The sequence below is a fragment of the Fictibacillus sp. KU28468 genome, from assembly GCF_026153615.1.
GTDB lineage: Bacteria > Bacillota > Bacilli > Bacillales > Fictibacillaceae > Fictibacillus_C > Fictibacillus_C marinisediminis.
This window is the reverse complement of record NZ_CP110666.1, coordinates 1,130,882-1,152,176: the sequence shown is the minus strand read 5'-3', so window position 1 is coordinate 1,152,176 and position 21,295 is coordinate 1,130,882. Positions and strand designations below refer to the sequence as shown.

At 45.0% G+C, this 21,295-nt stretch carries 19 protein-coding genes; 6 read left to right on the top strand and 13 right to left on the bottom strand.

Annotation, left to right across the window (positions count from 1 at the left end; translation table 11 throughout):
- Positions 1 to 5: 5 nt before the first annotated feature.
- From OKX00_RS05795 to OKX00_RS05780, 4 genes are all read right to left on the bottom strand, one after another.
- Positions 6 to 365 carry an arsenate reductase family protein gene (locus tag OKX00_RS05795; protein ID WP_062233077.1) on the bottom strand — a complete coding sequence of 120 codons (360 nt, stop codon included), beginning with the start codon at positions 363 to 365 and terminating at the stop codon, positions 6 to 8.
- A gap of 211 nt (positions 366 to 576) precedes the next feature.
- A complete protein-coding gene (locus tag OKX00_RS05790) occupies positions 577 to 2,361 on the bottom strand; it encodes an acyl-CoA dehydrogenase family protein (protein WP_265409771.1) in 1,785 nt (594 codons plus the stop codon).
- Between the two features lie 22 nt (positions 2,362 to 2,383).
- Entirely contained in the window at positions 2,384 to 3,562 is a 1,179-nt protein-coding gene (locus OKX00_RS05785) for an acetyl-CoA C-acetyltransferase (protein WP_265410478.1), read from the bottom strand.
- 17 nt (positions 3,563 to 3,579) lie between these two features.
- Positions 3,580 to 5,976 (bottom strand): 3-hydroxyacyl-CoA dehydrogenase/enoyl-CoA hydratase family protein, encoded by a 2,397-nt coding sequence (locus tag OKX00_RS05780; protein ID WP_256224393.1) that lies wholly within the window; start codon positions 5,974 to 5,976, stop codon positions 3,580 to 3,582.
- Positions 5,977 to 6,182: 206 nt separating this feature from the next.
- On the opposite strand from OKX00_RS05780, the gene OKX00_RS05775 reads away from it, so the two are divergent.
- The 6 genes from OKX00_RS05775 (at position 6,183) to OKX00_RS05750 (ending at position 13,028) form a co-directional block, all read left to right on the top strand.
- On the top strand, positions 6,183 to 7,064 hold the full coding sequence (locus OKX00_RS05775) for a chemotaxis protein (RefSeq protein ID WP_265409770.1): 882 nt from the start codon (positions 6,183 to 6,185) through the stop codon (positions 7,062 to 7,064).
- Positions 7,065 to 7,306: 242 nt separating this feature from the next.
- Positions 7,307 to 7,996, top strand: coding sequence for a CoA transferase subunit A (locus tag OKX00_RS05770; protein WP_265409769.1), 690 nt, complete (start codon positions 7,307 to 7,309; stop codon positions 7,994 to 7,996).
- 18 nt (positions 7,997 to 8,014) lie between these two features.
- Complete coding sequence (locus OKX00_RS05765) at positions 8,015 to 8,692, top strand: CoA transferase subunit B (RefSeq protein WP_265409768.1); 678 nt, start codon at positions 8,015 to 8,017, stop codon at positions 8,690 to 8,692.
- 227 nt (positions 8,693 to 8,919) lie between these two features.
- Positions 8,920 to 10,314 carry a GntP family permease gene (locus OKX00_RS05760; protein WP_265409767.1) on the top strand — a complete coding sequence of 465 codons (1,395 nt, stop codon included), beginning with the start codon at positions 8,920 to 8,922 and terminating at the stop codon, positions 10,312 to 10,314.
- Positions 10,315 to 10,607: 293 nt separating this feature from the next.
- Positions 10,608 to 11,393 carry a 3-hydroxybutyrate dehydrogenase gene (locus OKX00_RS05755; RefSeq protein WP_265409766.1) on the top strand — a complete coding sequence of 262 codons (786 nt, stop codon included), beginning with the start codon at positions 10,608 to 10,610 and terminating at the stop codon, positions 11,391 to 11,393.
- A 90-nt stretch (positions 11,394 to 11,483) separates the two neighbouring features.
- Positions 11,484 to 13,028: an alpha/beta hydrolase gene (locus tag OKX00_RS05750; RefSeq protein WP_265409765.1), complete on the top strand. Its 1,545-nt coding sequence runs from the start codon at positions 11,484 to 11,486 to the stop codon at positions 13,026 to 13,028.
- A 112-nt stretch (positions 13,029 to 13,140) separates the two neighbouring features.
- Here OKX00_RS05750 and OKX00_RS05745 read toward each other — a convergent pair whose 3' ends face one another.
- From OKX00_RS05745 to OKX00_RS05705, 9 genes are all read right to left on the bottom strand, one after another.
- Positions 13,141 to 14,058 carry a proline dehydrogenase family protein gene (locus OKX00_RS05745; RefSeq protein WP_053358484.1) on the bottom strand — a complete coding sequence of 306 codons (918 nt, stop codon included), beginning with the start codon at positions 14,056 to 14,058 and terminating at the stop codon, positions 13,141 to 13,143.
- A gap of 301 nt (positions 14,059 to 14,359) precedes the next feature.
- Positions 14,360 to 14,611, bottom strand: coding sequence for a YusU family protein (locus OKX00_RS05740; protein ID WP_062236886.1), 252 nt, complete (start codon positions 14,609 to 14,611; stop codon positions 14,360 to 14,362).
- 85 nt (positions 14,612 to 14,696) lie between these two features.
- Positions 14,697 to 15,788, bottom strand: a complete 1,092-nt coding sequence (locus OKX00_RS05735; RefSeq protein ID WP_322114351.1) for an MBL fold metallo-hydrolase — start codon at positions 15,786 to 15,788, stop codon at positions 14,697 to 14,699.
- Between the two features lie 111 nt (positions 15,789 to 15,899).
- Positions 15,900 to 16,982 (bottom strand): copper resistance D family protein, encoded by a 1,083-nt coding sequence (locus OKX00_RS05730; RefSeq protein WP_265409764.1) that lies wholly within the window; start codon positions 16,980 to 16,982, stop codon positions 15,900 to 15,902.
- Positions 16,983 to 17,134: 152 nt separating this feature from the next.
- Positions 17,135 to 17,911 (bottom strand): hypothetical protein, encoded by a 777-nt coding sequence (locus tag OKX00_RS05725; RefSeq protein WP_265409763.1) that lies wholly within the window; start codon positions 17,909 to 17,911, stop codon positions 17,135 to 17,137.
- Positions 17,912 to 18,119: 208 nt separating this feature from the next.
- The gene (gene pyrH / locus OKX00_RS05720; RefSeq protein WP_062233048.1) at positions 18,120 to 18,857 is read right to left on the bottom strand and encodes a UMP kinase; all 738 of its coding nucleotides are present in this window, start codon (positions 18,855 to 18,857) and stop codon (positions 18,120 to 18,122) included.
- 238 nt (positions 18,858 to 19,095) lie between these two features.
- Complete coding sequence (locus OKX00_RS05715; RefSeq protein WP_265409762.1) at positions 19,096 to 19,227, bottom strand: hypothetical protein; 132 nt, start codon at positions 19,225 to 19,227, stop codon at positions 19,096 to 19,098.
- 126 nt (positions 19,228 to 19,353) lie between these two features.
- Positions 19,354 to 20,673, bottom strand: coding sequence for a nucleobase:cation symporter-2 family protein (locus OKX00_RS05710; protein WP_265409761.1), 1,320 nt, complete (start codon positions 20,671 to 20,673; stop codon positions 19,354 to 19,356).
- A complete protein-coding gene (locus OKX00_RS05705; RefSeq protein ID WP_265409760.1) occupies positions 20,670 to 21,266 on the bottom strand; it encodes a xanthine phosphoribosyltransferase in 597 nt (198 codons plus the stop codon). Before OKX00_RS05705 ends, OKX00_RS05710 begins: the two co-directional genes overlap by 4 nt.
- Positions 21,267 to 21,295: the final 29 nt, after the last annotated feature.

The window sequence follows — 21,295 nt, the reverse complement described above, 5'->3', positions numbered from 1 at the left end:
TTACATCACTTACTCCAAGTTTCGTTATATGCACCTTCGTTAAAGCCGACTGTTACCTTGTTTCCATCTGTAGTGATCGGGCGTTTCAGCAGCATGCCGTCAGAAGCCAAAAGATTCAGCAGCTCATCTTCGGAAGCTGTTTTCACCTTGTCCTTCAAGCCAAGCTCCCTGTATTTCATCCCGCTCGTATTAAAGAACTTTTTGATATCAAGGCCGCTCTTTTCTACCAGCTCTTTGATTTCCTCTTTAGAAGGAGGGTTTTCAACGATATGTACGGATTCAAGCTCAACATCATGGGAATCCAGCCACTTTTTTGCCTTTTGGCATGTTCCGCATTTTGGGTATTGATAAAAGGTTATACTCATGCAATTTCTCACTCCTTCCATTCCATAGTAACACAAAATAGTCTGGCCAGGTAAAGGGAAATTAATCACTTATCTCGGTGCCTGGCACCGCTTTTTGACACTTGTGTAATTTCGGTGCCTGGCACCGTATTAAATAAAAAAAGTGCTCCGGTGAATCACCGGAGCCAAATTGAGAGAGTATGTTTCAAGATAAGGCATTATTAGAATAAATTTAGATAACGTAGCGTTCTTCTTCCAAAACAACAGCAGCAATTTCACGTTTCTTCTTGATCACGTTGATCGGTGTGTGGCGGGTAAGCTTACGCAGTGCGGACAGCATCATGCGCAAAGTGTCCCCTTCTTCCACTCCGATAATGGATTCCTTCGCATGTGCTTCGATACGGTTGAAAGCTTCCTGACAGAACACTTCTGTCATAAGCACTTTTTGCGTGTTTCTTTCAAGACTTGTTCTGTTGATCGCTTTTTCCGTACGAAGAACGACAGATTCCATCGCGTATACTTCGCTGATCATATCAGCTACATTCGCAAGTAGCTCCTGCTCGTTTTCAAGCTTTGGCCCGAACTTTTGAACGGCTAGGCCAGCGACCATCAGGATCACTTTTTTCGCCATGCTTACGAGGTATTTTTCCTGCTCAAGCGGCTCAGTGCCTACTTCTTGCGGCATCATCATCATGAGCTCATTCTGAAGAGCGGTCGCTTTCTCGATGAGAGGAAGCTCGCCTTTCATCGCTTTACGCACTAGGGTGCCTGGAACGAGCAAGCGGTTGATCTCATTTGTTCCTTCAAAGATACGGTTAATACGTGAATCACGGTACATGCCTTCTACTTCATATTCACTCATGAAACCGTAGCCGCCGTGGATCTGAACCGCTTCATCCGCTACATAATCAAGAACTTCTGACGCGAAGAACTTGTTGAGTGAGCACTCGATCGCATATTCAGCGATAGCTTTACCGATTTGGAGACCATCCTTTTGAGCTTCTTCACTTAAGCTTCCAAGGCGGGATTCGAATAAACCGACCGTGCGATAAACCGAGCTTTCTGATGCATATGTCTGAAGCGCCATGTTCGCCAGTTTTTCCTGAATCAAGCTGAAAGAGCTGATTTTACGTTTAAACTGAGAGCGCTCGTTTGCATATTTCGCAGAAACCTCGATTCCTCGCTTCGCCGCACCCACACAGCCAATGGCCAATTTATAGCGTCCGATGTTCAGGATGTTAAACGCGATAACATGGCCTCTTCCCGCTTCTCCAAGAAGGTTTTCTTTCGGCACATGAACATCTTCAAGAATAAGCGTTCGTGTGGAAGATGATTTGATACCCATTTTCTTTTCTTCCGGCCCTGTCGATACGCCTGGATAATCTCTTTCTACAATAAAAGCAGAGAATTGTTCACCATCAATTTTTGCATACACGACAAACACATCGGCAAACGCGGAGTTTGTGATCCATTGCTTTTCTCCGTTCAGCACATAATGTGTGCCTTCAGCGTTCAGTCTTGCTGTCGTTTTTGCACCAAGGGCATCGGAACCGGATCCTGGCTCAGTGAGGGCATACGCTGCAATCTTTGCACCTACTGCCAGATCAGGCAAATACTTTTGCTTCTGTTCTTCGTTACCGAAAAGGACAATCGGTAATGAACCAATTCCGACGTGAGCGCCATAGCTGATTGAAAAACCGCGACCGCGTGCAAATTTCTCCGTGATCAAGGAAGAAGAAATTTTATCCAGTCCAAGCCCGCCGTACTCTTCAGGAACATCAGCGCCAAGAAGACCGAGTTCTCCTGCTTTTGTCAAAAGCTGCTTGGAAACATCAAACTCATGATTTTCAAGTCTATCGATCTGCGGAACGACCTCTTTTACGACATAATCCTCTGTCGTTTTTGCGATCATGAGGTGTTCTTCTGAAAAATCCTCTGGTGTAAAGAGGTCCTCTGCCTGAATATCTTCAACTAAAAAGCTTCCGCCTTTAAAAACCTTTTCCATTGTGTTAGACATGTTTATACCCTCCTGTATTGGATTAGCCTACTAATTCGAATACGCCAGCAGCGCCCATTCCGCCGCCGATACACATGGTTACGACACCAAACTGCTCTCCTCTTCGCTTCATTTCGTGAAGAAGCGTGAGAGTAAGCTTTGCTCCAGAGCATCCAAGCGGATGGCCGAGAGCGATTCCTCCTCCGTTGACATTGACTCTGTCTTCCGGAAGACCCAGCTCACGAATCACTTGCACAGCCTGTGAGGCGAACGCTTCATTGAGCTCGAACAAGCCGATATCGGATACTTCAAGTCCCGCAAGTTTTAACGCTTTAGGAACAGCAGCGACAGGACCGATCCCCATGATTTCAGGCGGTACACCCGCCACGGCAAAGCTTCTGAACTTCAGCAGCGGCGTCAAGCCTTCTGCTTCTGCTTTCTCACGGTCCATCACAAGAACGGTCGCAGCCCCATCACTCGTTTGTGATGCGTTGCCTGCTGTTACAGAACCATTAATGGAAAATGCAGGGCGAAGGCGAGCTAGGCCTTCTATTGAGGTATCAGCACGAACGCCCTCGTCCGTATCAACCATGAACTCTTTTTCTTTTAGCTTGTTGTCTTCCCCAAGCCATCGTCTTGTGACGGAGACAGGTACGATTTCATCCTTGAACTTTCCTTCTTTAATGGCACGAGCCGCATTTTGATGGCTTCGAACCGCAAAGGCATCCTGATCTTCCCTCGTTACACCAAATCGCTTTGCCACTTCCTCGGCTGTGAATCCCATCCCCATGTAATATTGAGGAACTGTTTCAACCAGGTGAGGATTCGGTTTGATGACATGGCCTTCCATCGGCAGCAAACTCATGGATTCCGCTCCGCCGGCTAAAACAGCCTGCGCATGACCGAGCATAATTTTCTCAGCGCCATAAGCAATACTTTGAAGTCCCGAGGAACAGAACCGGTTAACGGTGATCGCCGGAATGGTATCCGGGAGGCCTGCTCTCGCCCCGATCAATCTTGCCATGTTCATGCCCTGTTCTGCCTCTGGAATGGCACATCCAATGATGAGATCGTCAATCGGGCCGTCATAGCCGCCAGCGCGCCGCAGTGTTTCTTTTACGGTGATCGCTGCGAGTTCATCTGACCGCATTTGAGCGAATGATCCTTTTTTTGCTTTGCCTATCGGTGTTCTTGCTCCTGCTACGATTACAGCTTCTTTCAGCATTGTTTCCCCTCCTTTTAGTTGCGAAGCGGTTTACCTTTAGTCAGCATATACTGCATTCTTGCTTGGGATTTTGGCTCACCCGCAAGACTCAGGAAAGCTTCCCGTTCGAGATCCAATAAATATTGTTCATCGACCAGTGTTCCTTCAGGGACTCTACCGCCTGACAGGACGAAGGCGAGTTTTTTAGCTATTTTCAGATCATGCTCGGAGACGTAGCCCCCAAATCTCATCGTTTCAGCACCGAGTGAAAGTGTCGCATAACCTGCTTCTCCAACAACCGGTATCTTTTTGTGTTTCGGCGGCTGGTACCCCTGCTTCGCCAATGAAAGCACGCGCTGTTTGGCATCATACAGAAGATGATCGCTGTTAACAGAGATTCCATCCTGCGGCCTTAAGAATCCAAGCTTTTCAGCTTCTTGTGCTGAAGTAGAAACCTTGGCCATCGCAATGGTTTCAAACACTTGGTTAACAACACCTTGGAGATCCAATTTTGCACCTTTAGGCAGACGTTCCACCTGGCGAAGCAGCAATTCTTTGTTTCCGCCTCCGCCAGGGATTAACCCGACACCTACTTCTACAAGGCCCATATATGTTTCAGACGACATTTGCATCTCAGCTGCAGGAAGAGAAACTTCCACTCCTCCGCCAAGGCTCATGCCAAAGTTTGCGGTGACGACCGGTTTTTTACTGTAGCGCACCATGCCCATCGTATTCTGGAACTGGCGGACCATCATATCCAGCTCATAAAAATTGTCATCTTGTGCTTCCATTAAAATTAGCATCAGGTTGGCACCGACGCAGAAGTTTTTCCCCTGGTTTCCGATGACAAGCCCTTCGTAATTTCTTTCTACTTCTTCCAGCGCTTTATGGATCATCATGATGATATCAGGGCCCATGGCGTTGTTTGGAGACGTAAATTCTAAACAGGCTACCCCGTCCCCCATGTCGATCAGACTCGCACCGTTGTTCTTTGTGATCAGGTTTCCTTTATTTTTCAGCAATGAAAGGTGAATCGTCTTTTTGTTTTCATTGACTCTTCTATAGTCACCGTTATGGTAGAACGAAACTTCACCCTGCTCTGTCTGGTAGAAAGAGTTGTTTCCGCTTTCAACAAACTCATGAATCCAGGATGGTACAGTCTCTCCTTCATCCGTCATACGTTTAACGGATTCTTTCACTCCGATGGCATCCCAGATCTCAAACGGTCCGTGCTCCCATCCGAAGCCCCATTTCATCGCATTATCGATGGCAACAATATCATCCGCGATTTCATACGCTTTTTCAGCAGAGTAGATCAATACCGGTTTAACGATCGACCAAAGCATCTCTCCTGCACGGTCTTTACTATATAAAAGCGCTTTCACTTTTTGTTCTGTTGTCTTCAATTGTTTTGCCTGTTCTGTGGTGGCGGTCTTCAGTTTTTGGCGCGGCTTGTATTCCAGTGTAGCAGGATCCAGTTCAAGGATCTCTGCTCCCTGCTTGCTCTTCTGTTTTAAATAGAAGCCTTGGCCGGATTTGCTTCCCATCCACCCTTTTTCCACCATTTCGTTCAAGAATGGAGGAACATCAAACACTTCTTTTTCTTTTCCTTCGACTTGGTCATATACGTTTCTTGCCACGTGGAGGAAGGTATCCAATCCTACTACGTCAAGGGTCCTGAAGGTCGCACTTTTCGGGCGGCCAATCAGCGGGCCTGTCACAGAATCAATCTCCCCTACGCTGTACCCCTGTTTCATCATTTCCTGAACCGTGACCATCAGGCCGTATGTTCCAATCCTGTTGGCGATGAAGTTCGGTGTATCTTTTGCTACGACTACGCCTTTTCCAAGTATGTTCTCCCCAAATTCCTTCATAAAAGAAACGATCTCAGGGCTGGTATCCTTTGTTGGGATGATTTCCAACAGTTTTAAGTATCGCGGCGGATTAAAGAAATGCGTGCCTAGGAAATGTTCTTTAAAATCGTCAGAACGATCCGCTGCCATCGCATGGATGGAAATACCTGATGTGTTAGAGCTAATAATTGAACCTTTCTTGCGGAATTGTTCCACTTGTTCAAAAATCTGTCGCTTGACATCCAGCCGTTCAACAACGACCTCAATGATCCAGTCCACATCATTCAGCTTGGATAAGTCATCTGTAAAGTTGCCGACTGAAATTAAATCAAGATTCTCTTTTACCGCCAGAGGTGCTGGTTTTTGTTTAAGCATTCTTTCCTTTGCCTGTATGGTGAGTCTGTTGCGGAACTGGGGGCTGTCTTCCGTAATGCCTTTTGCCTTTTCAGCCTCTGACAACTCTCTCGGCACCATATCCAGAAGCAAAGTAGGGATTCCTACATTCGCGAGATGTGCAGCGATTCCTGCTCCCATCACTCCAGACCCCAAAACAGCAGCCTTTTGAATGGTTATGGCCATCTTATTTCCTCCTTCAGCTATTGAATGAACACTCATTCATTTTTAGGGTAAAAAATAAATGACTACTTTTTAAATTTAGTTCTATACTCATCATAAGACATTTCGATTATTTTGACAACATAGAATTTTCTTTCTTTTTGTGAAGGTTTTTGTCATAGTAAAACCAAGCCCTAATCACTCATCAAAACATCAAAGGAAGTGAAGTCATGTCAGTTAAAGTAGGAGTTCTGATCCTTCACGGAATCGGCAACCAGGATGAAACGTACGCCGATGATTTTATGAATTCATTAAAACATAGCTTCGGACAAAAAATTGCTTCCTCTCATCATGCACCTGAAACGCAAATTGAAATGGTCCCTGTTTTTTGGGGTGGCGTATTCAATGAAAGGGAAGAAGATTTATGGACTTCGATGAATAAGAAGATTTCGCTGAATTATGCCCCTCTTCGTCAGTTTGTCATTCGCTTTTTCGGCGATGCTATCGCTTATCAGCCAGCTCCCGCTTCATCCTCGCATTTAAATCCAAACTATGAAAGAGTTCATGAAACCGTTGCGAAAGGCTTACATACACTGCGGAACAAAACAGGAGATCAAACTCCGCTTTCTGTCGTCTCTCACAGCCTTGGCACGGTTATAGCGAGCAATTATTTTTATGACCTTCAATTTATCCCGGAAAAAATTCCAGATTCTATAAAACATCTAAAGTCAGACAATCCTCTTGAAAATGGTGAAACCCTAGCCAGCTTTTATACACTGGGTACTCCCATGCCTTTATGGACGCTGAGATATCAGGATTTTGACAGTCCCATATTCGTACCATCGCCTCATTTAAAAAAGCATTACAGCCATGTTCAAGGAGAATGGATTAATTTTTATGATCAGGATGACGTTATTGCATTTCCTTTAAAAACATTAAATGAGGAATACAATCGGTCGGTGACAAAAGATGTTGAAGTGAATACAGGAAATCTTTTTGCTTCTTGGTCGCCCCTCTCCCACCTCTATTATTTTAAAACGGACAAAATCATCGACCATATCAGTTCCTCATTGTCCAAGCTCTGGAAAGCCATTAATAAAGTTAATGGATAGTTAAAGTTTATGACGGAGTTTTTCCGGAAATTCGGAATCATTTCCGTTTTTCCGGAATTCGATCCATTCTTAACATACATGGACTTTCATGCCATTCGTCCTCTTTCCTTTCCGGAATTTCGGAATATAATCTTCTTGAAATATTCATAAAAATTTCAAAAGTCTGACAGCGCTTTTATTTCTTCGTTTTGGCACGGAACTTGCATGATAGAAAACAGAGCAGAAAAAAGGAGTGAATGCTTATGAAACCTGTAATATCTTCATTTCAAGAAGCCGTAAAGGACATTCAGGACGGTTCCGTACTCATGGTAGGCGGCTTCGGACTGGTCGGTATCCCTGAAAATCTGATTCTGGCCCTTGTTGAGAAAGGGACAAAAGATTTAACAGTCATCTCCAATAACTGCGGGGTGGATGATTGGGGACTTGGCCTGCTTTTGAAAAATAAACAGATAAAGAAGATGGTAGGTTCTTATGTAGGAGAGAACAAAGAATTTGAGCGGCAAGTTTTATCAGGTGAAATTGAAGTCGAACTGCTCCCGCAAGGCACATTGGCAGAAAGGATTCGAGCCGGCGGTGCTGGCATACCTGCGTTTTATACCCCTGCTGGAGTGGGTACTCCACTTGCTGAAGGCAGAGAAATCCGATCTTTCGGCGGGAAAGAATACATGCTGGAAACTGGACTTCAGGCAGACTTCAGCCTCGTTCGTGCGGCCAAAGCCGACAGAATGGGTAACCTGATCTACCACAAAACAGCGAGAAACTTTAATCCTATGATGGCTGCAGCAGGCAAGGTGACGATCGCAGAAATAGAAGAGCTTAATGAAACAGGATTTTTGGAGGCGGATGCCATCCACACTCCCGGCATCTATGTCCAGTCCCTTATTGTCGGTTCACAGGAAAAAAGAGTTGAAAGGTTAACAGTTGCCAATTAACCGGAACGGAGGATATGAATGGGTACGAATGTAATGGATAAGAAAGCGATTAGAGAAAAGATCGCAAAACGTGCTGAACAGGAAATTGAAAGCGGTTACTATGTCAACCTCGGAATTGGAATGCCTACCCTTGTTGCCAATTATATTTCTGCGGATAAAAGTGTCGTTCTGCAGTCTGAGAATGGACTTTTGGGAATCGGACCTTATCCTGATGAAGCGAATGTTGATCCTGATTTAATCAACGCCGGGAAAGAAACGGTCACTGCCATCGAAGGAGCGTCTTATTTTGACAGCGCAGAATCCTTCGGGATGATTCGGGGCGGGCATATTGATATTGCCATCCTTGGAGGCATGGAAGTTTCCGGAAACGGTGACCTCGCGAACTGGATGATTCCCGGAAAAATGATAAAAGGCATGGGCGGCGCAATGGATCTTGTCCACGGAGCAAAAAAGATCATCGTCATCATGGACCATGTCAGCAAAGACGGGAAAAGCAAGATTTTAAATGAATGCACTCTCCCGTTAACCGGGTGTGGCGTCGTTAACCGGATCATCACAGAACGAGCCGTTATGGACGTAACCAAGAGCGGTTTGGAGCTTGTAGAAGTCGCACAAGGCTTTTCCGTGGAGGACATCCAGCAATGCACTGAGCATAAGCTTTCAGTTTCAAAGAATATTAAGCTGGAAGCCTACTGATTTTCTGCAGTATGAAAGGAGTGATGCAGTTCCTTCAACCGTTTTTCAAAATGCTCTTTTCTAAAAGATTGTTGCCTGGGGAACATTTTTGTAAAGAAACTTCATTGACAAGTTGATAGGTTGAAACGGAGATCAACCAGCCTCAATAGCAACAAAGGTTGCGAAAACAGCCTTGCAAAAAACAGAGTGTGGCATTCAGGTCAGAAACACTATAGGGGGGTTACCTAGTGGATATCATTATTATTTTATTGGCTTTATTTTTCCTCATGTTTGTCGCGTACCGTGGCTTCAGCGTCATTTTATTTGCACCGATCGCGGCACTGTTCGCGGTGCTTTTAACAGATCCAGGCCATGTACTTCCGTTCTTCTCTGGAGTGTTCATGGAAAAGATGGTCGGATTTATTAAACTATATTTCCCGGTCTTCTTACTTGGAGCGATTTTCGGTAAAGTCATAGAAATGTCAGGCTTTGCAAAATCCATAACAAGAGCAGTCATCAAATTAATCGGGCCGAGCCGAGCAATGCTGGCTATTGTCCTAGTCGGCGCCATCCTTACCTACGGCGGCGTCTCCCTGTTCGTAGTAGCTTTTGCACTCTATCCGTTTGCTTCTGAATTGTTCAAGGCTGCGGATATTCCAAAACGTCTCATTCCTGGAACGATCGCACTTGGCGCGTTCACCTTTACAATGGATGCTTTCCCTGGAACACCTCAGATTCAGAACATCATCCCTACCACGTTTTTTAAAACGGATACGTGGGCTGCACCTTGGCTGGGATTGATCGGTGGTCTATTTGTTCTTGCGATTGGTATGACCTATTTAGAATGGAGAAGAAGAAAAGCAGCAAGAGCTGGAGAGGGCTATGGAACAGGCCATATTAACGAGCCGGAACAAATTCCGGATGAAGTGCTGCCAAATGCTTTTATTGCCATTCTTCCCCTTCTTCTCGTCGGTATTTTCAATAAAGTATTTACAAACATGATTCCAAAGTATTACGGCACCGTTTTTGATTTCACAAAAATCGGAATGAAGGATGTTCCTCCGGTTGAAATTCCGAAACTTGCTGCGGTGTGGGCGGTTGAAGGTGCTCTTGTCATCGGAATTGTAACAGTTCTCCTGTTTGCTTTCAGACAAGTAAAATCAAATTTCAACGCCGGCATCAATCTTTCAATCGGCGGAGCACTGCTCGCTACACTCAATACCGCTTCCGAATACGGATTTGGTGGAGTTATCGCTGCACTACCTGGTTTTGCTTCTGTCAATAAAGGCATGGCTGAAACAATTCAGGACCCGCTTGTTAACGAAGCCGTAACTACGACTGCACTGGCTGGTATTACCGGTTCGGCTTCTGGCGGTTTGAGTATTGCCCTGGCCACGATGGGGGACAAATATATCGCCCAGGCAGATAAGCTCGGAATCGATCCTGAAGTACTTCACAGAGTAGCTTCCATGGCAAGCGGAGGCATGGATACACTTCCTCATAACGGAGCGGTCATCACCCTGCTCGCGGTTACCGGATTAACACATAAGCAGTCCTATATTGATATTTTTGCGATGACCCTCATTAAGACAATCGCTGTATTTTTCGTTATCGCCCTTTATTATCTTTTCGGAATCGTTTAAAAGAAAAGCGCAAGCACCCCGTTAAGGACCGATAAAGAAGACACGGCTCATGTCCTTAATGAGCCGATGTCGCGCTTATGCCCTGTGGGTACAAGAGCTTAAGTTCTTTCCCAGCAAGACGCTTTTTGTGTTGAGGGGGAAGAGTGAAGTGACCAGGGACGAAAAAAGCTGTTTATTTTCGTCCTTCGAAGGCCTGGGCTAAAAACAAGAAATACGTTTTCAGCCTTGGGTGCTGGAGCTAGACATTTCTTCACAGCTTATTCTTACATCAACATGTAAAAGGAGAAAATGGTATGGGAAGCTTAGTACAGGATAAAGTCGCATTTATTACAGGAGCTGCAAGCGGAATTGGACTTGAGATCGCGATGGATTTTGCCAAGGAAGGGGCAAAGGTGGCCATTTGTGATTTAAATGAAGAAAAAGCCAAGGATACTGCTTCGTCACTTAGAGATAAAGGCTATCACGCTATAGGAACAGCCTGTGATGTCAGTGATGAAGAAGGCCTCAAACGGGCGATGGATGAAACCGTTCACGAATTTGGAAGACTGGATGTCGTCATCAACAACGCCGGCCTGCAGCATGTATCACCCATTGAAGATTTCCCGACTGAGAAATTTGAGCAACTGATCAAAGTGATGCTGACTGCGCCGTTCATGGCGACGAAACACGCGTTTCCGATCATGAAAAAACAAGGCTTCGGACGCATCATCAATATGGCATCCATCAATGGGCTTGTCGGTTTTGCCGGAAAAGCTGCCTATAACAGTGCCAAACACGGCGTGATCGGTCTGACGAAAGTAGCCGCCCTTGAAGGTGCAGAGCATGGAGTTACTGTAAATGCCATCTGCCCTGGCTACGTGGATACGCCGCTTGTAAGGAACCAGCTTTCAGACTTGGCACGCACCCGAAATGTAGAACTTGAAAAAGTACTGGAAGAGGTTATCTATCCTCTCGTTCCCCAAAAACGTTTGCTTTCAGTTAAGGAGATTTCTGATTATGCGATCTTCCTCGCAAGCGATAAGGCTGGAGGAGTTACTGGCCAGGCGGTTGTGATCGACGGCGGATACACCGCTCAATAAAAACAGTGAGAGAAAAATAGATATCAACAACGAGAAGAGCCCGCCTGTGATCCTGGAGGGCTCCTCTCTATTTAGAATGGAGGAATTGATGTGAGACGGAAATGGATTGGGATTACAGCTGCTGCATCTCTATTGCTTTTTTCAAGTCTATCAGAGGTTCATGCTGCTAAGGGTTCCAGGCAGCCAGTTGATTTTAAAGGTGCCCACGGTGTCACCGAAACTTTTTTTGACGGAAAAAACGGGAATTGGATGACAACGAAAAATCCGAAGCAGTATGAAGCCGCAACGGTCTATGGAAACCTTGGTCTTGCTCCATACAATTGGGGAGATAAGTCAAAGGGAACAGGCTGGAACAAGCTGTATCAGCCGGCCGAAATTACCGGCACTCAGGTAAACGGCATTTTTGATGATGCCCATTTTGTGATCAGGGTACCAGATGATTGGAACGGCAAGCTGGTTGTTTCCGGTATTCCTGCTACTCGAAATGAAACCTCCACAGACCTTCTCTTCAGTGACTTTATGCTGGCTAAAGGATATGCATTTGCAGCCATTGATAAAGGGACTCAAGGGACAGCCGATCCTAATGATCCTTTTGCCAAAGTGAAAAATGCTCTTGCCAGTGAGGATGACAGCATTCCCGAATGGCACCAAAGGTTCCGGCAAGTAACCATCGCCGCTCAAAACTATCTCGTTAAACACTATTCGGATCAGCTTATCAAGAGAAACGACAGAAAAAATCCCGCAAGTAAACTGATCACCCCTCATCACCGGGTACCGACGTATGCGGTCGGCATATCCAATGGAGGCTATGTCGTCCGCTATGCGCTGGAGCATGACTCCATGAAAAAAACAGGGCATCCTCCTTTATTTGACGGAGGCATCGATTGGGAAGGTGTATTATGGAGAGCTCATGATCCCAATCTGATCACGTCTCTCACCCCTGTTGTCAACCATGCAGAAAAAGCGCTGTATGGTACTCCTGCAGAACAAAAAGCCGCCCGCGAGGAGTTATATAAAGCCGGCCTTCCGAAGGGATCAGAAAATCTTTGGAGCTACCATGACCAGGTATACTGGTTTGTAACATTAAATATATACAGAGATGAACTGGATCCATCCAATCCAAACCGACTCGACTGGAGAAACTACTTAAACTTCACGAACGGTGTCCGCGACCGCACCTATGATTCCATTTTTCAAGGCTATGATTATAACTCTCGCCCGGAACAAGTGAAAAAAAACGTAGAAGGCATTGAAAATACAGGAGAAATCAACGTGCCGCTGATCAGCCTGACTGGTTCATGGGATTCTCTCATCTTCCCGTCTGTCCATGCTGATCCATATGACAAGCTCATCAAAAAGAAAGGCCGGGGCAAGCTTCACCGGCTGTATACCATCGAGAAGGGAAATCATGTGGACAGTTTGGTTTGGAACAGTGCCACAGATGCTAAAAAGGAGCTGCAGCCGCTTCTTCCTTACGTCTATCAATCGTTTGATCTCCTTGTAGACTGGGTCGAGAACCACAAAAAAGCACCGGATAGCAAGAAAGTTGGAACGCCAAACGACGCTGCAAAAGTCATTGATCTAAAAACCGGAAAAGAACGGGAGCCGATGACAACCTCTATCGGCGGAAATTAGGACAGCATCAATAAGAATGAAAAAAGCACCCGGTATAAATACTGCCCGGGTGCTCTCTCGTTTCGATTCAGAAAAACAAAGGATGCCCGTTCTATCGGGCATCCTTCAACTATTACTTGCCAAATACACCTTTTAATACAAACATGACGTTGGCAGGACGTTCAGCCAGACGGCGCATGAAATAGCCATACCAGTCGTTTCCGTAAGGGACATAAATGCGCATTTTGTACCCTTCCTGCATGAGTTGATCCTGGCGCTCCACTTTAATGCCGTAGAGCATCTGGAATTCAAACTGATCCATCGGGATGGAGTGCTTTTCAACAAGCGCTTTTGTATAGTTGATGATTTCGTCATCATGAGTTGCAATAGCTGTATAGTTGCCATTCAACAGGTGTGTTTCAATTAGTTTTTTATAGTTTTCGTCCACATCAGTTTTGTCAGGGAAAGCGACTTCAGAGGATTCCTTATATGCCCCCTTAACAAGACGAAGATTTGGATGGTAATCATTTAAATCCTTCACATCATCAAGTGAACGGTACAGGTAAGCCTGAATAACGGTTGAAATATTATCAAATTCACTTTTCAGCTTTTTGAAGATATCCAGCGTTTTCCCGCAGCGCGTGTAATCCTCCATGTCGATGGTAACGAATACATTATGCTTCTGGGCAGTTTCCATGATCTTGCGCATGTTCGCCATCACAAGGTCATCACTGATGTCCAGACCCATGGAAGTCAGCTTTAAAGAAAGCTGGGAATTGACGTTCTCTTTTGCGATAGCTTTGATCGCATCGATACAATGTTCCGTCATTTCCTTCGCCTCGAGCTCGTTGTCGACAAACTCTCCTAAATGGTCGATCGTGACAGGCATACCTTTCTCATTCAGCTTTTTGATCGCTGAAATGGAGCTGTCCAGTGATGCTCCTGCAACAAAGCGGCTCGCTCCAAACTTGAGGCCGTACCTCTTCGCAAGCTTCGTCATTGTTTTGTTCTTCGCAAGAAACAGAAAGAAATCTCTCATCGCCTGTTCCATATCTTTTCCCCCTATAAATTCAGTATCAGTAATCATCTATTTATCTCTTTTATCGGTGCCAGGCACCCGAATTACACAAGTGTGTAATTAAGGTGCCTGGCACCGCACAATTTACTGAACTTTCAATGATGTATCCGCTTTAATAATATCATTTATTTTCACAAAAATGACTTTTTCGAAAAATTTCGACATTTTTTGTCGGAAAACCTTCACCTTACAAGACCATCATTGTTTACCTTTATTATATGAGGCATGAAGGGGAATTTCTTCTTTCCAGCCAGCAAAAACCCCCTTCATACCACTATTTTCCACTATCCTGGCGGTGCTGTTCGTTTAGTTGCTTGATCTCTGAAATAATCTCTTTTATTCCTTCTTTGCCTTCTGGATAGCGTTCGTTCCAATGTTTCACAAGAGCAGGCATCGATTTAGCAATATAGGTATATAAAGCCCACATCTTCACTTTTTCTTTCTTGTCCTCATCACTGTCTCCAAGCAGCAATTCTGTATATTTCTCCAATAGACCATCAAACTGCTCGCGAAGCTGCTGTTCCATGTTGATTCCCTCCCATTTTCCGTCATTGTAACAATAGCGATATGGAAAAGAAACCCCATCAACATGAACTTCTTTTCCTTGAATGTTATTTCCACCACACCCTTTGGGGGTAATTCTCTGTGCCAATGATAACCGCTTCTCCAATTTGAGGAGCAGCAACGGGAACATTTCTTTTCCTCGCTTCTTTCGTCACGCGTTCGATCGGATCAGTCCAATCATGCAGCGCCAGCGTAAATGCTGACCAGTGAATGGGAATAAGCAAGTCACCTCTCACATCAATAAATGCCTGAACCGTTTCCTCTGGCATCATATGAATCTCTGACCAGCGGTCGTCATACTGTCCGCATTCCATCATCGCTGCATCAAATGGGCCATATCGATCTCCAATATTTTTAAAATGAGGGCCATACCCGCTGTCCCCGCTAAAAAATATTTTAGACTGCTTTCCTTTGATCACCCAGGAACACCATAGGGTCGTGTTCCGATCCGTTAAACTGCGCCCGGAAAAATGCCTGGCAGGTGTACAGACAAGATGAAGCCCTTCCCACTCCATTTCATCCCACCAGTCATGTTCACTAATTCGTCCGGATTCTACTCCCCAACTCTCCAGATGGCTCCCCACTCCGAGCGGGACAAAGAACCGCCCTGCTTTCTCTTTCAATTTTTTGATGGAACGGTAATCAAGATGATCGTAGTGATCGTGTGAAAAAAAGACCGCATCAATGAAAGGCAGATCTTCTATAGTAAAAGGCAATATCTTGCTGTACCTCTTCCCTCCGAACATAGGAAAAGGAGAAGGAGCTTGTCCAAACATCGGATCAAGAAGCATGCGCTTGCCATCCATCTCCAGCATGAGGGCCGAATGGCCAAACCAGGTGATCCTTGTGTTCTTTTCGAGACCATCCTGTACTTTGAGTTTTACCATTTTCAGCGGTTGATCAGGTCTTCCCTTTGGATTTCCTTTAATAAAATCTTTGGCAATCGAGAGGGTCGTAGATAATGAGGTGTCCATCACAGTCGGTGTCTCATTCACAAAATGACCTTGTTTAAATTGAAGAGAGTTTTGAAAAGACTCACTTTTTTGCTTTGATGGTCTTCTGCCAAAATCGGGGTACCCATTCATAAAAAAATACACAAAAAGCAAAAGCACAATAATCGTGAATAAAACAGCCATCATACGATTCTCCACCTGTTCTTTTTTACTAGTATGTTCCTGTTTTCAGTATACAATGACTCCCGCCCTAAACATCAAAAAAGACCGATGCACGAGGCATGCGGTCTAATATATTCAAATTGATACAGAGAACATAACAGCAAGATACAGCACCAACGCTGATCCAGCAGTCAGCAGAAAAACAAATAATGAACGGACACTCTTTCGGATACAGTAAATGGCGGCCAAAAGTAAAAGAAGAGCACCAGCAGCTAACAGTCCTGTAAGGGCATTTGGACCAAGATGTACTGATGTCCCGGCATGCACGCCCTTTTCAATAAACGCGGTAAAGAGCTGTGACGGCTTTTGAAAAGCCAGCGTTTGCGATACATCATGAGGAGGTTCCTGCTGTACCATAACGGAGGTCGCAATAAAGATCAATAGAAGGAACACACTTTCCAGCCTCATCCACCTGTATGGTGAAAACGAGGGCTCGCTCATTTTCCTCCGGATCCAAATCGAGTTGACCAGCGCGTAAAAAATGACAACAACAAGCAGCACATGCTTGATCAAAAGAGCCTGTCCGTAGTTCATCATCCATGAATTATAATATTGCGGAACAATGTAGCTCATGAGCCAGATCCCCGCACCGATGGTCACACCTAGACAAACTAGCGCAAACGGTGTAAACCATTTTAAAAAGACAGGAATCTTCTCACGGTCTTTGGAGAGCCAGCTTACGGCCAACAACGTCCCTGTCCAGCTGGTTACGGCAAGAAAGTGGAGAGAATGAGCAGCAAGGCCCCCCCATTCATTCAGCGTTGCGGCATGGCTCGTATAGCCGACAGCAGCCGTGATCATGACCCCGATAAACAAAGATAGCTTAGCAAGAAACCGGTCCTTGGAGACATCATTAAAATAAACAAGAACAAACAATAGAAAAGAGAGGGCAAGAATAAAGAACCAGCCCTTTCCGATATCAAAGGAAAATAAAATATCATTCAGTGTGGACCAGAATCCAAAGTCCTTTCCCAAACTTAACGCAAGCTCAAGAACTTGGGAAAAAGCAGCAACAGGTATGAGGAAGATGCAAGCCAGCAGCCACTTTTTGTGCATATGAATAAAGGGACGCTTCTCAACAGGCATTGAATATAAAAGGAACGTTCCAATAAAAAGTGAAAAAACTAAATATAATACAGCTTTCGCAACAAACAGCATACGAGAAAAAATCCCCCTGTGTAGTTTTGTATATACTTTTAGTAATCTACCATAAATTCACAAGAGACACCACATAGAGGATGCGGCCATCCCGTTGGTTACCTTATAAAAAAAGCAAGCTCCTTAAAGGAAACTTGCTTTATTAATGCATACTAGACTCTTTTTTTCATTCTTTTGGCGGTACTGCGAAATTCTTTCAGTCCTTTTCTTGTGATGTTGAAATTCTGATCCACGCAGCCTGCATGCAGCAGTGACTCAGATACCTCCTGGCTTATTGTCGGCTGAATGGATTTTACTTTTTGGTTCAATTCATCAAACGTCGCACCTAGAATGACGTCCTTTCCAAGGACCGCCACAAGATCATTGATGCTGTTGACTGTCCCGCTTTCTGCAGGGGAAGGGCCGTTTGCAAATTCATCCGCTTCCTCAAGCTGAGCTGATACCTTGTCCGCTTCCATCTGAATCAGTGCTGCTTCCTTCTCTTTTTGCAGGAGGTAATCAATGTAATCTCTCTTGTCTTCTTGCTCAAGATCTTGACTCAGCAGCAGACGGTCGATGATTTCATTCTGAACCTTTTTTACCCGCTTTAGCTGGTCTTTATGCTCTTCAAGTGTTTGCACCAATTCTTCTTCATTTTTAACAGGCACATTCTCAGCATAAGCCACTGTATTTTCCATTTTCTTGTTTCGTTTCAAGAGCCCCGGCGCGCTGCCCCCTAATAAGCGGACAATCTCGTTTACCTTTGAGTAAAACAGCACCGCGATGGCAATCGCAAATACGGCTAAAATAAATGATAATAAATCCGAGAAATGAAACGTAAATTTTGCTGTCGCTACTTTAAACATGAGTACCATGCAGAACAGGCTGATCAGGATGATCTTAAACCAGCTGTTTCTGTTTTTAATCTTATCGTCCATCGTTTGTTTCATTAAAATGTTCCTCCTTAACTTCCGAAACCACTGCGTTTGAAAATGAGAACTTAACATCATTTCGTGAGCCATTAATCATATATGGCTATATATGTATTGTAAACAAAAGGGAATGAATTAGCCAAACGTAAAGAAACCCCATCCCGATTTTCGGGGAGAGGGCAGTGACATACTGTATGATCCGCCGACTTTCTTTGAACAGCATAGTCTAGATCAAAACAATTGTTTTATTGCTGCTGATAATTGTTCCCGGATTGTGGCCGTTCTTGCAGATCTCCGAAAATGCGCCCTTCTGGTCAAAGTTAAACAAGTGAATCGGAAGCTGAAAGTCCTTTGCCAGTATCATTGCTGTCTGGTCCATGACCTTTAAATTGTTTTTTATGGCTTCTTCATACGAGAGGGAGACGTACCGTTTGGCCTTCTTCTCTACCTTAGGGTCACTGCAATATACACCATCTACCCCATGCTTGGCAACAAGCAACGCTTCAGCCCCCATCTCCAGAGCGCGCTGAACCGCTGGATAATCTGTTGAAACAAAGGGCTGCCCGTTGCCTCCCGCAAAAAGTACAATACTTCCCCGCTCAAGGTACTTTATACTTTTAGCACGGTTATAATGCTCTGCAGCTGCGAGAGGTTCTGAGGCCATGACGATGACTTCTCTGTCCGTCAAACTCTTTAGAGCGCTTTTAAGCATTAAGCTGTTGATCACCGTTCCTAACGTACCAATCTGGTCTGCTTCTACCCTGTTCATTCCCCATTGCTCAGCAAGGCTGCCTCTGAATATGTTTCCTCCCCCTATCACAGCAGATACTTGAACGCCAGAGTTCGCTACATTAATCATTTCCTGTGCAATATGGCTGAGTTTTTGCGGATTGAACCCAAAATTCCCTTGCCCTGCAACTGCTCCGCCGCTTAATTTGATCAGTACCTTCTTATACCTCAACATTTCTTCTCCTCCCTCTAGGTAAAATCAGCATTTGATCTGATGTTGTCTGTCCATGCATAAAAAAAAGAACCAAATCCCTTAAAAGGCTTTGTTCTTCCTATGGCGGGTATGATTCCATTCGCGATCAATTATTCTTACATCCATGAGACCCGCCTCCTTTTTCTTCTACATTATATTGATGAAGGATCCAAAAAGTTCATCGAAAAATAGCAAAAAAAATAAGACATACCACTATGTCTTATGCGGATGCTAATTTTCTTTCGTTGCTTAGAACCGTAATTACGATATCCTGGGTATTGGTCCCATCACATACTGTGCAGCTATCTGTACCTTGGTGCAGAATGTTCAAGCAGTCTTTGCAATATTTCATGAAGCATTTCTCCTCTCTTGGTCGCTAACTCATCTACCTGCAATATACCCACATCTATGGAAGTAAAAACATGGTGCCAGGCACCCGCATTACACAAGTGTGTAATTACGGTGCCTGGCACCTGTTTTACTTCGTAGTTAATGCTCCTACTGCTGATTCCTTTCTGCTCTGGATCTTGACCTTTTTTCGTTCTGCATTGAACACAAGATTTAAGGCAATCGCTGTGAGGCTTCCGGCTACAATCCCGTTATCTGTTAAGATTCGTACAGCCTTCGGAAGCTTCGCAAAGAGATCCGGCTCCACTGTTACTCCCAGGCCAAGCCCGACTGAACAAGCGATAATCAGAAGATTTTCCTGTTTGTTAAAATCCACATCACTCAGCATTTTAATTCCAGAAGCGACCACCATTCCGAACATGGCGACCATCGCACCTCCCATTACTGGAGTTGGGATCAAGGTCGTCACTGTTGCAACTTTTGGGACAAGACCGAGAACAATCAACATGCCTCCCGCTGTATAGATGACATTTTTAGTACGGATGCCCGATAGCTGAACGAGACCTACATTTTGTGAATAGGTCGTATATGGGAAAGCATTGAAAACTCCACCCAGCATTACAGCGAACCCCTCCGCACGGTAACCTTTTGTCATCTGTTCGGGGCTGATCTCTTTGCCGCAGATTTTTCCTAACGCAAGGAATACACCCGTTGACTCAATCATACTCACGATCGCAACGAGAACCATCGTCAATATGGCGCTGGCATGAAACGTTGGAGGACCGAAGTAAAAAGGTTTGACCATATGGAACCAGGAAGCATCCGCAACAGGTCCGAAATCCACTTTACCCATGAAACTGGCAGCAACCGTACCTGCAAGAAGTCCAAGCAAGATGGAAACCGCCCGGATAAAGCCTGTAAACAATCGGTAAACAATAATGATAAACGCAAGAACGCCGAACGAAAGCATCAGATTGTCCGGTGAACCGAAATCTTTGCTGCCCTGCCCCCCGGCCATATCCTGAATCGCGACAGGAATAAGCGTTACACCAATAATCGTTACAACTGAACCCGTAACAACCGGAGGGAACAGTTTAATGATCTTGCCGAAAACGCCAGCAAGCAGCACAACAGCCAGTCCTGATACCAGGATTGAACCATAGATCGCAGAGATCCCATACTGAGACCCAATTGCAATCATCGGTCCGACGGCAGTGAACGTACAGCCGAGAACAACCGGAAGACCGATTCCGAAAAAGCGGTTATTCCAAACCTGCAAAAGGGTTGCCAGCCCGCAGGTCAACAAATCAATGGAAACCAGATAGGCGAGCTGTTCGGTTGAAAGCTTCAATGCTCCGCCAACGATCAAAGGTACGATAACGGCCCCTGCATACATCGCAAGTACATGCTGAATGCCGAGTGAGAATAACTTGCCGTTGGTCATTTTCATAAACTCCAAGCCTCCTGTCCGCTTCTGGTGAACGTAATGGAACCATTGGAAAGAGAAGCGACTCTTGCCAACGACTCAACCCTGTAACCTTTTTTCAAAAGCTTCTCACGTCCAGACTGGAACGATTTTTCAATTACAATGCCAAACCCGGCGACTTCTGCTCCAGCTTCTTCTACAAGGTTCGCCAAGCCGAGTGCAGCTTCTCCATGAGCAAGAAAATCATCAATCACGAGGACCTTCTCACCCGCTTTTAGCCATTTTTTCGAAACGGAGATTTCATTTTCTTCTTCTTTCGTAAACGAATAGACTTTCGCCGTCAAAAGATCACCATTCTGGGTCAGCGATTTGCGTTTCCGGGCAAATACAACCGGAACACCCAGCTCGAGACCGGTCATGACAGAAGGAGCGATACCTGATGATTCAATCGTAAGTACTTTTGTTATGCCCTCGCTTCGATACAGGCGAGCGAACTCCTGGCCAACCTTCTGCATCACTTGAGGATCAATCTGATGATTCAAAAAGGAATCCACTTTGAGCACCTGATCCGAAAGTGCCTGTCCTTCTTTTAGGATTACTTCTTCAAGAAAGTTCATGATATATCTCCTTTACGGTTTACTGACAA

Excerpts from the sequence above, each read along its gene's own strand:
- OKX00_RS05795 (WP_062233077.1), bottom strand. The coding sequence starts at position 365 with ATGAGTATAACCTTTTATCAATACCCAAAATGCGGAACATGCCAAAAG.
- OKX00_RS05790 (WP_265409771.1), bottom strand. The coding sequence starts at position 2,361 with ATGTCTAACACAATGGAAAAGGTTTTTAAAGGCGGAAGCTTTTTAGTT.
- OKX00_RS05780 (WP_256224393.1), bottom strand. The coding sequence starts at position 5,976 with ATGGCCATAACCATTCAAAAGGCTGCTGTTTTGGGGTCTGGAGTGATG.
- OKX00_RS05775 (WP_265409770.1), top strand. The coding sequence starts at position 6,183 with ATGTCAGTTAAAGTAGGAGTTCTGATCCTTCACGGAATCGGCAACCAG.
- OKX00_RS05770 (WP_265409769.1), top strand. The coding sequence starts at position 7,307 with ATGAAACCTGTAATATCTTCATTTCAAGAAGCCGTAAAGGACATTCAG.
- OKX00_RS05765 (WP_265409768.1), top strand. The coding sequence starts at position 8,015 with ATGGGTACGAATGTAATGGATAAGAAAGCGATTAGAGAAAAGATCGCA.
- OKX00_RS05755 (WP_265409766.1), top strand. The coding sequence starts at position 10,608 with ATGGGAAGCTTAGTACAGGATAAAGTCGCATTTATTACAGGAGCTGCA.
- OKX00_RS05745 (WP_053358484.1), bottom strand. The coding sequence starts at position 14,058 with ATGGAACAGGCGATGAGAGATTTCTTTCTGTTTCTTGCGAAGAACAAA.
- OKX00_RS05740 (WP_062236886.1), bottom strand. The coding sequence starts at position 14,611 with ATGGAACAGCAGCTTCGCGAGCAGTTTGATGGTCTATTGGAGAAATAT.
- OKX00_RS05735 (WP_322114351.1), bottom strand. The coding sequence starts at position 15,788 with ATGATGGCTGTTTTATTCACGATTATTGTGCTTTTGCTTTTTGTGTAT.
- OKX00_RS05730 (WP_265409764.1), bottom strand. The coding sequence starts at position 16,982 with ATGCTGTTTGTTGCGAAAGCTGTATTATATTTAGTTTTTTCACTTTTT.
- OKX00_RS05725 (WP_265409763.1), bottom strand. The coding sequence starts at position 17,911 with ATGAAACAAACGATGGACGATAAGATTAAAAACAGAAACAGCTGGTTT.
- pyrH (WP_062233048.1), bottom strand. The coding sequence starts at position 18,857 with ATGTTGAGGTATAAGAAGGTACTGATCAAATTAAGCGGCGGAGCAGTT.
- OKX00_RS05715 (WP_265409762.1), bottom strand. The coding sequence starts at position 19,227 with ATGAAATATTGCAAAGACTGCTTGAACATTCTGCACCAAGGTACAGAT.
- OKX00_RS05710 (WP_265409761.1), bottom strand. The coding sequence starts at position 20,673 with ATGAAAATGACCAACGGCAAGTTATTCTCACTCGGCATTCAGCATGTA.
- OKX00_RS05705 (WP_265409760.1), bottom strand. The coding sequence starts at position 21,266 with ATGAACTTTCTTGAAGAAGTAATCCTAAAAGAAGGACAGGCACTTTCG.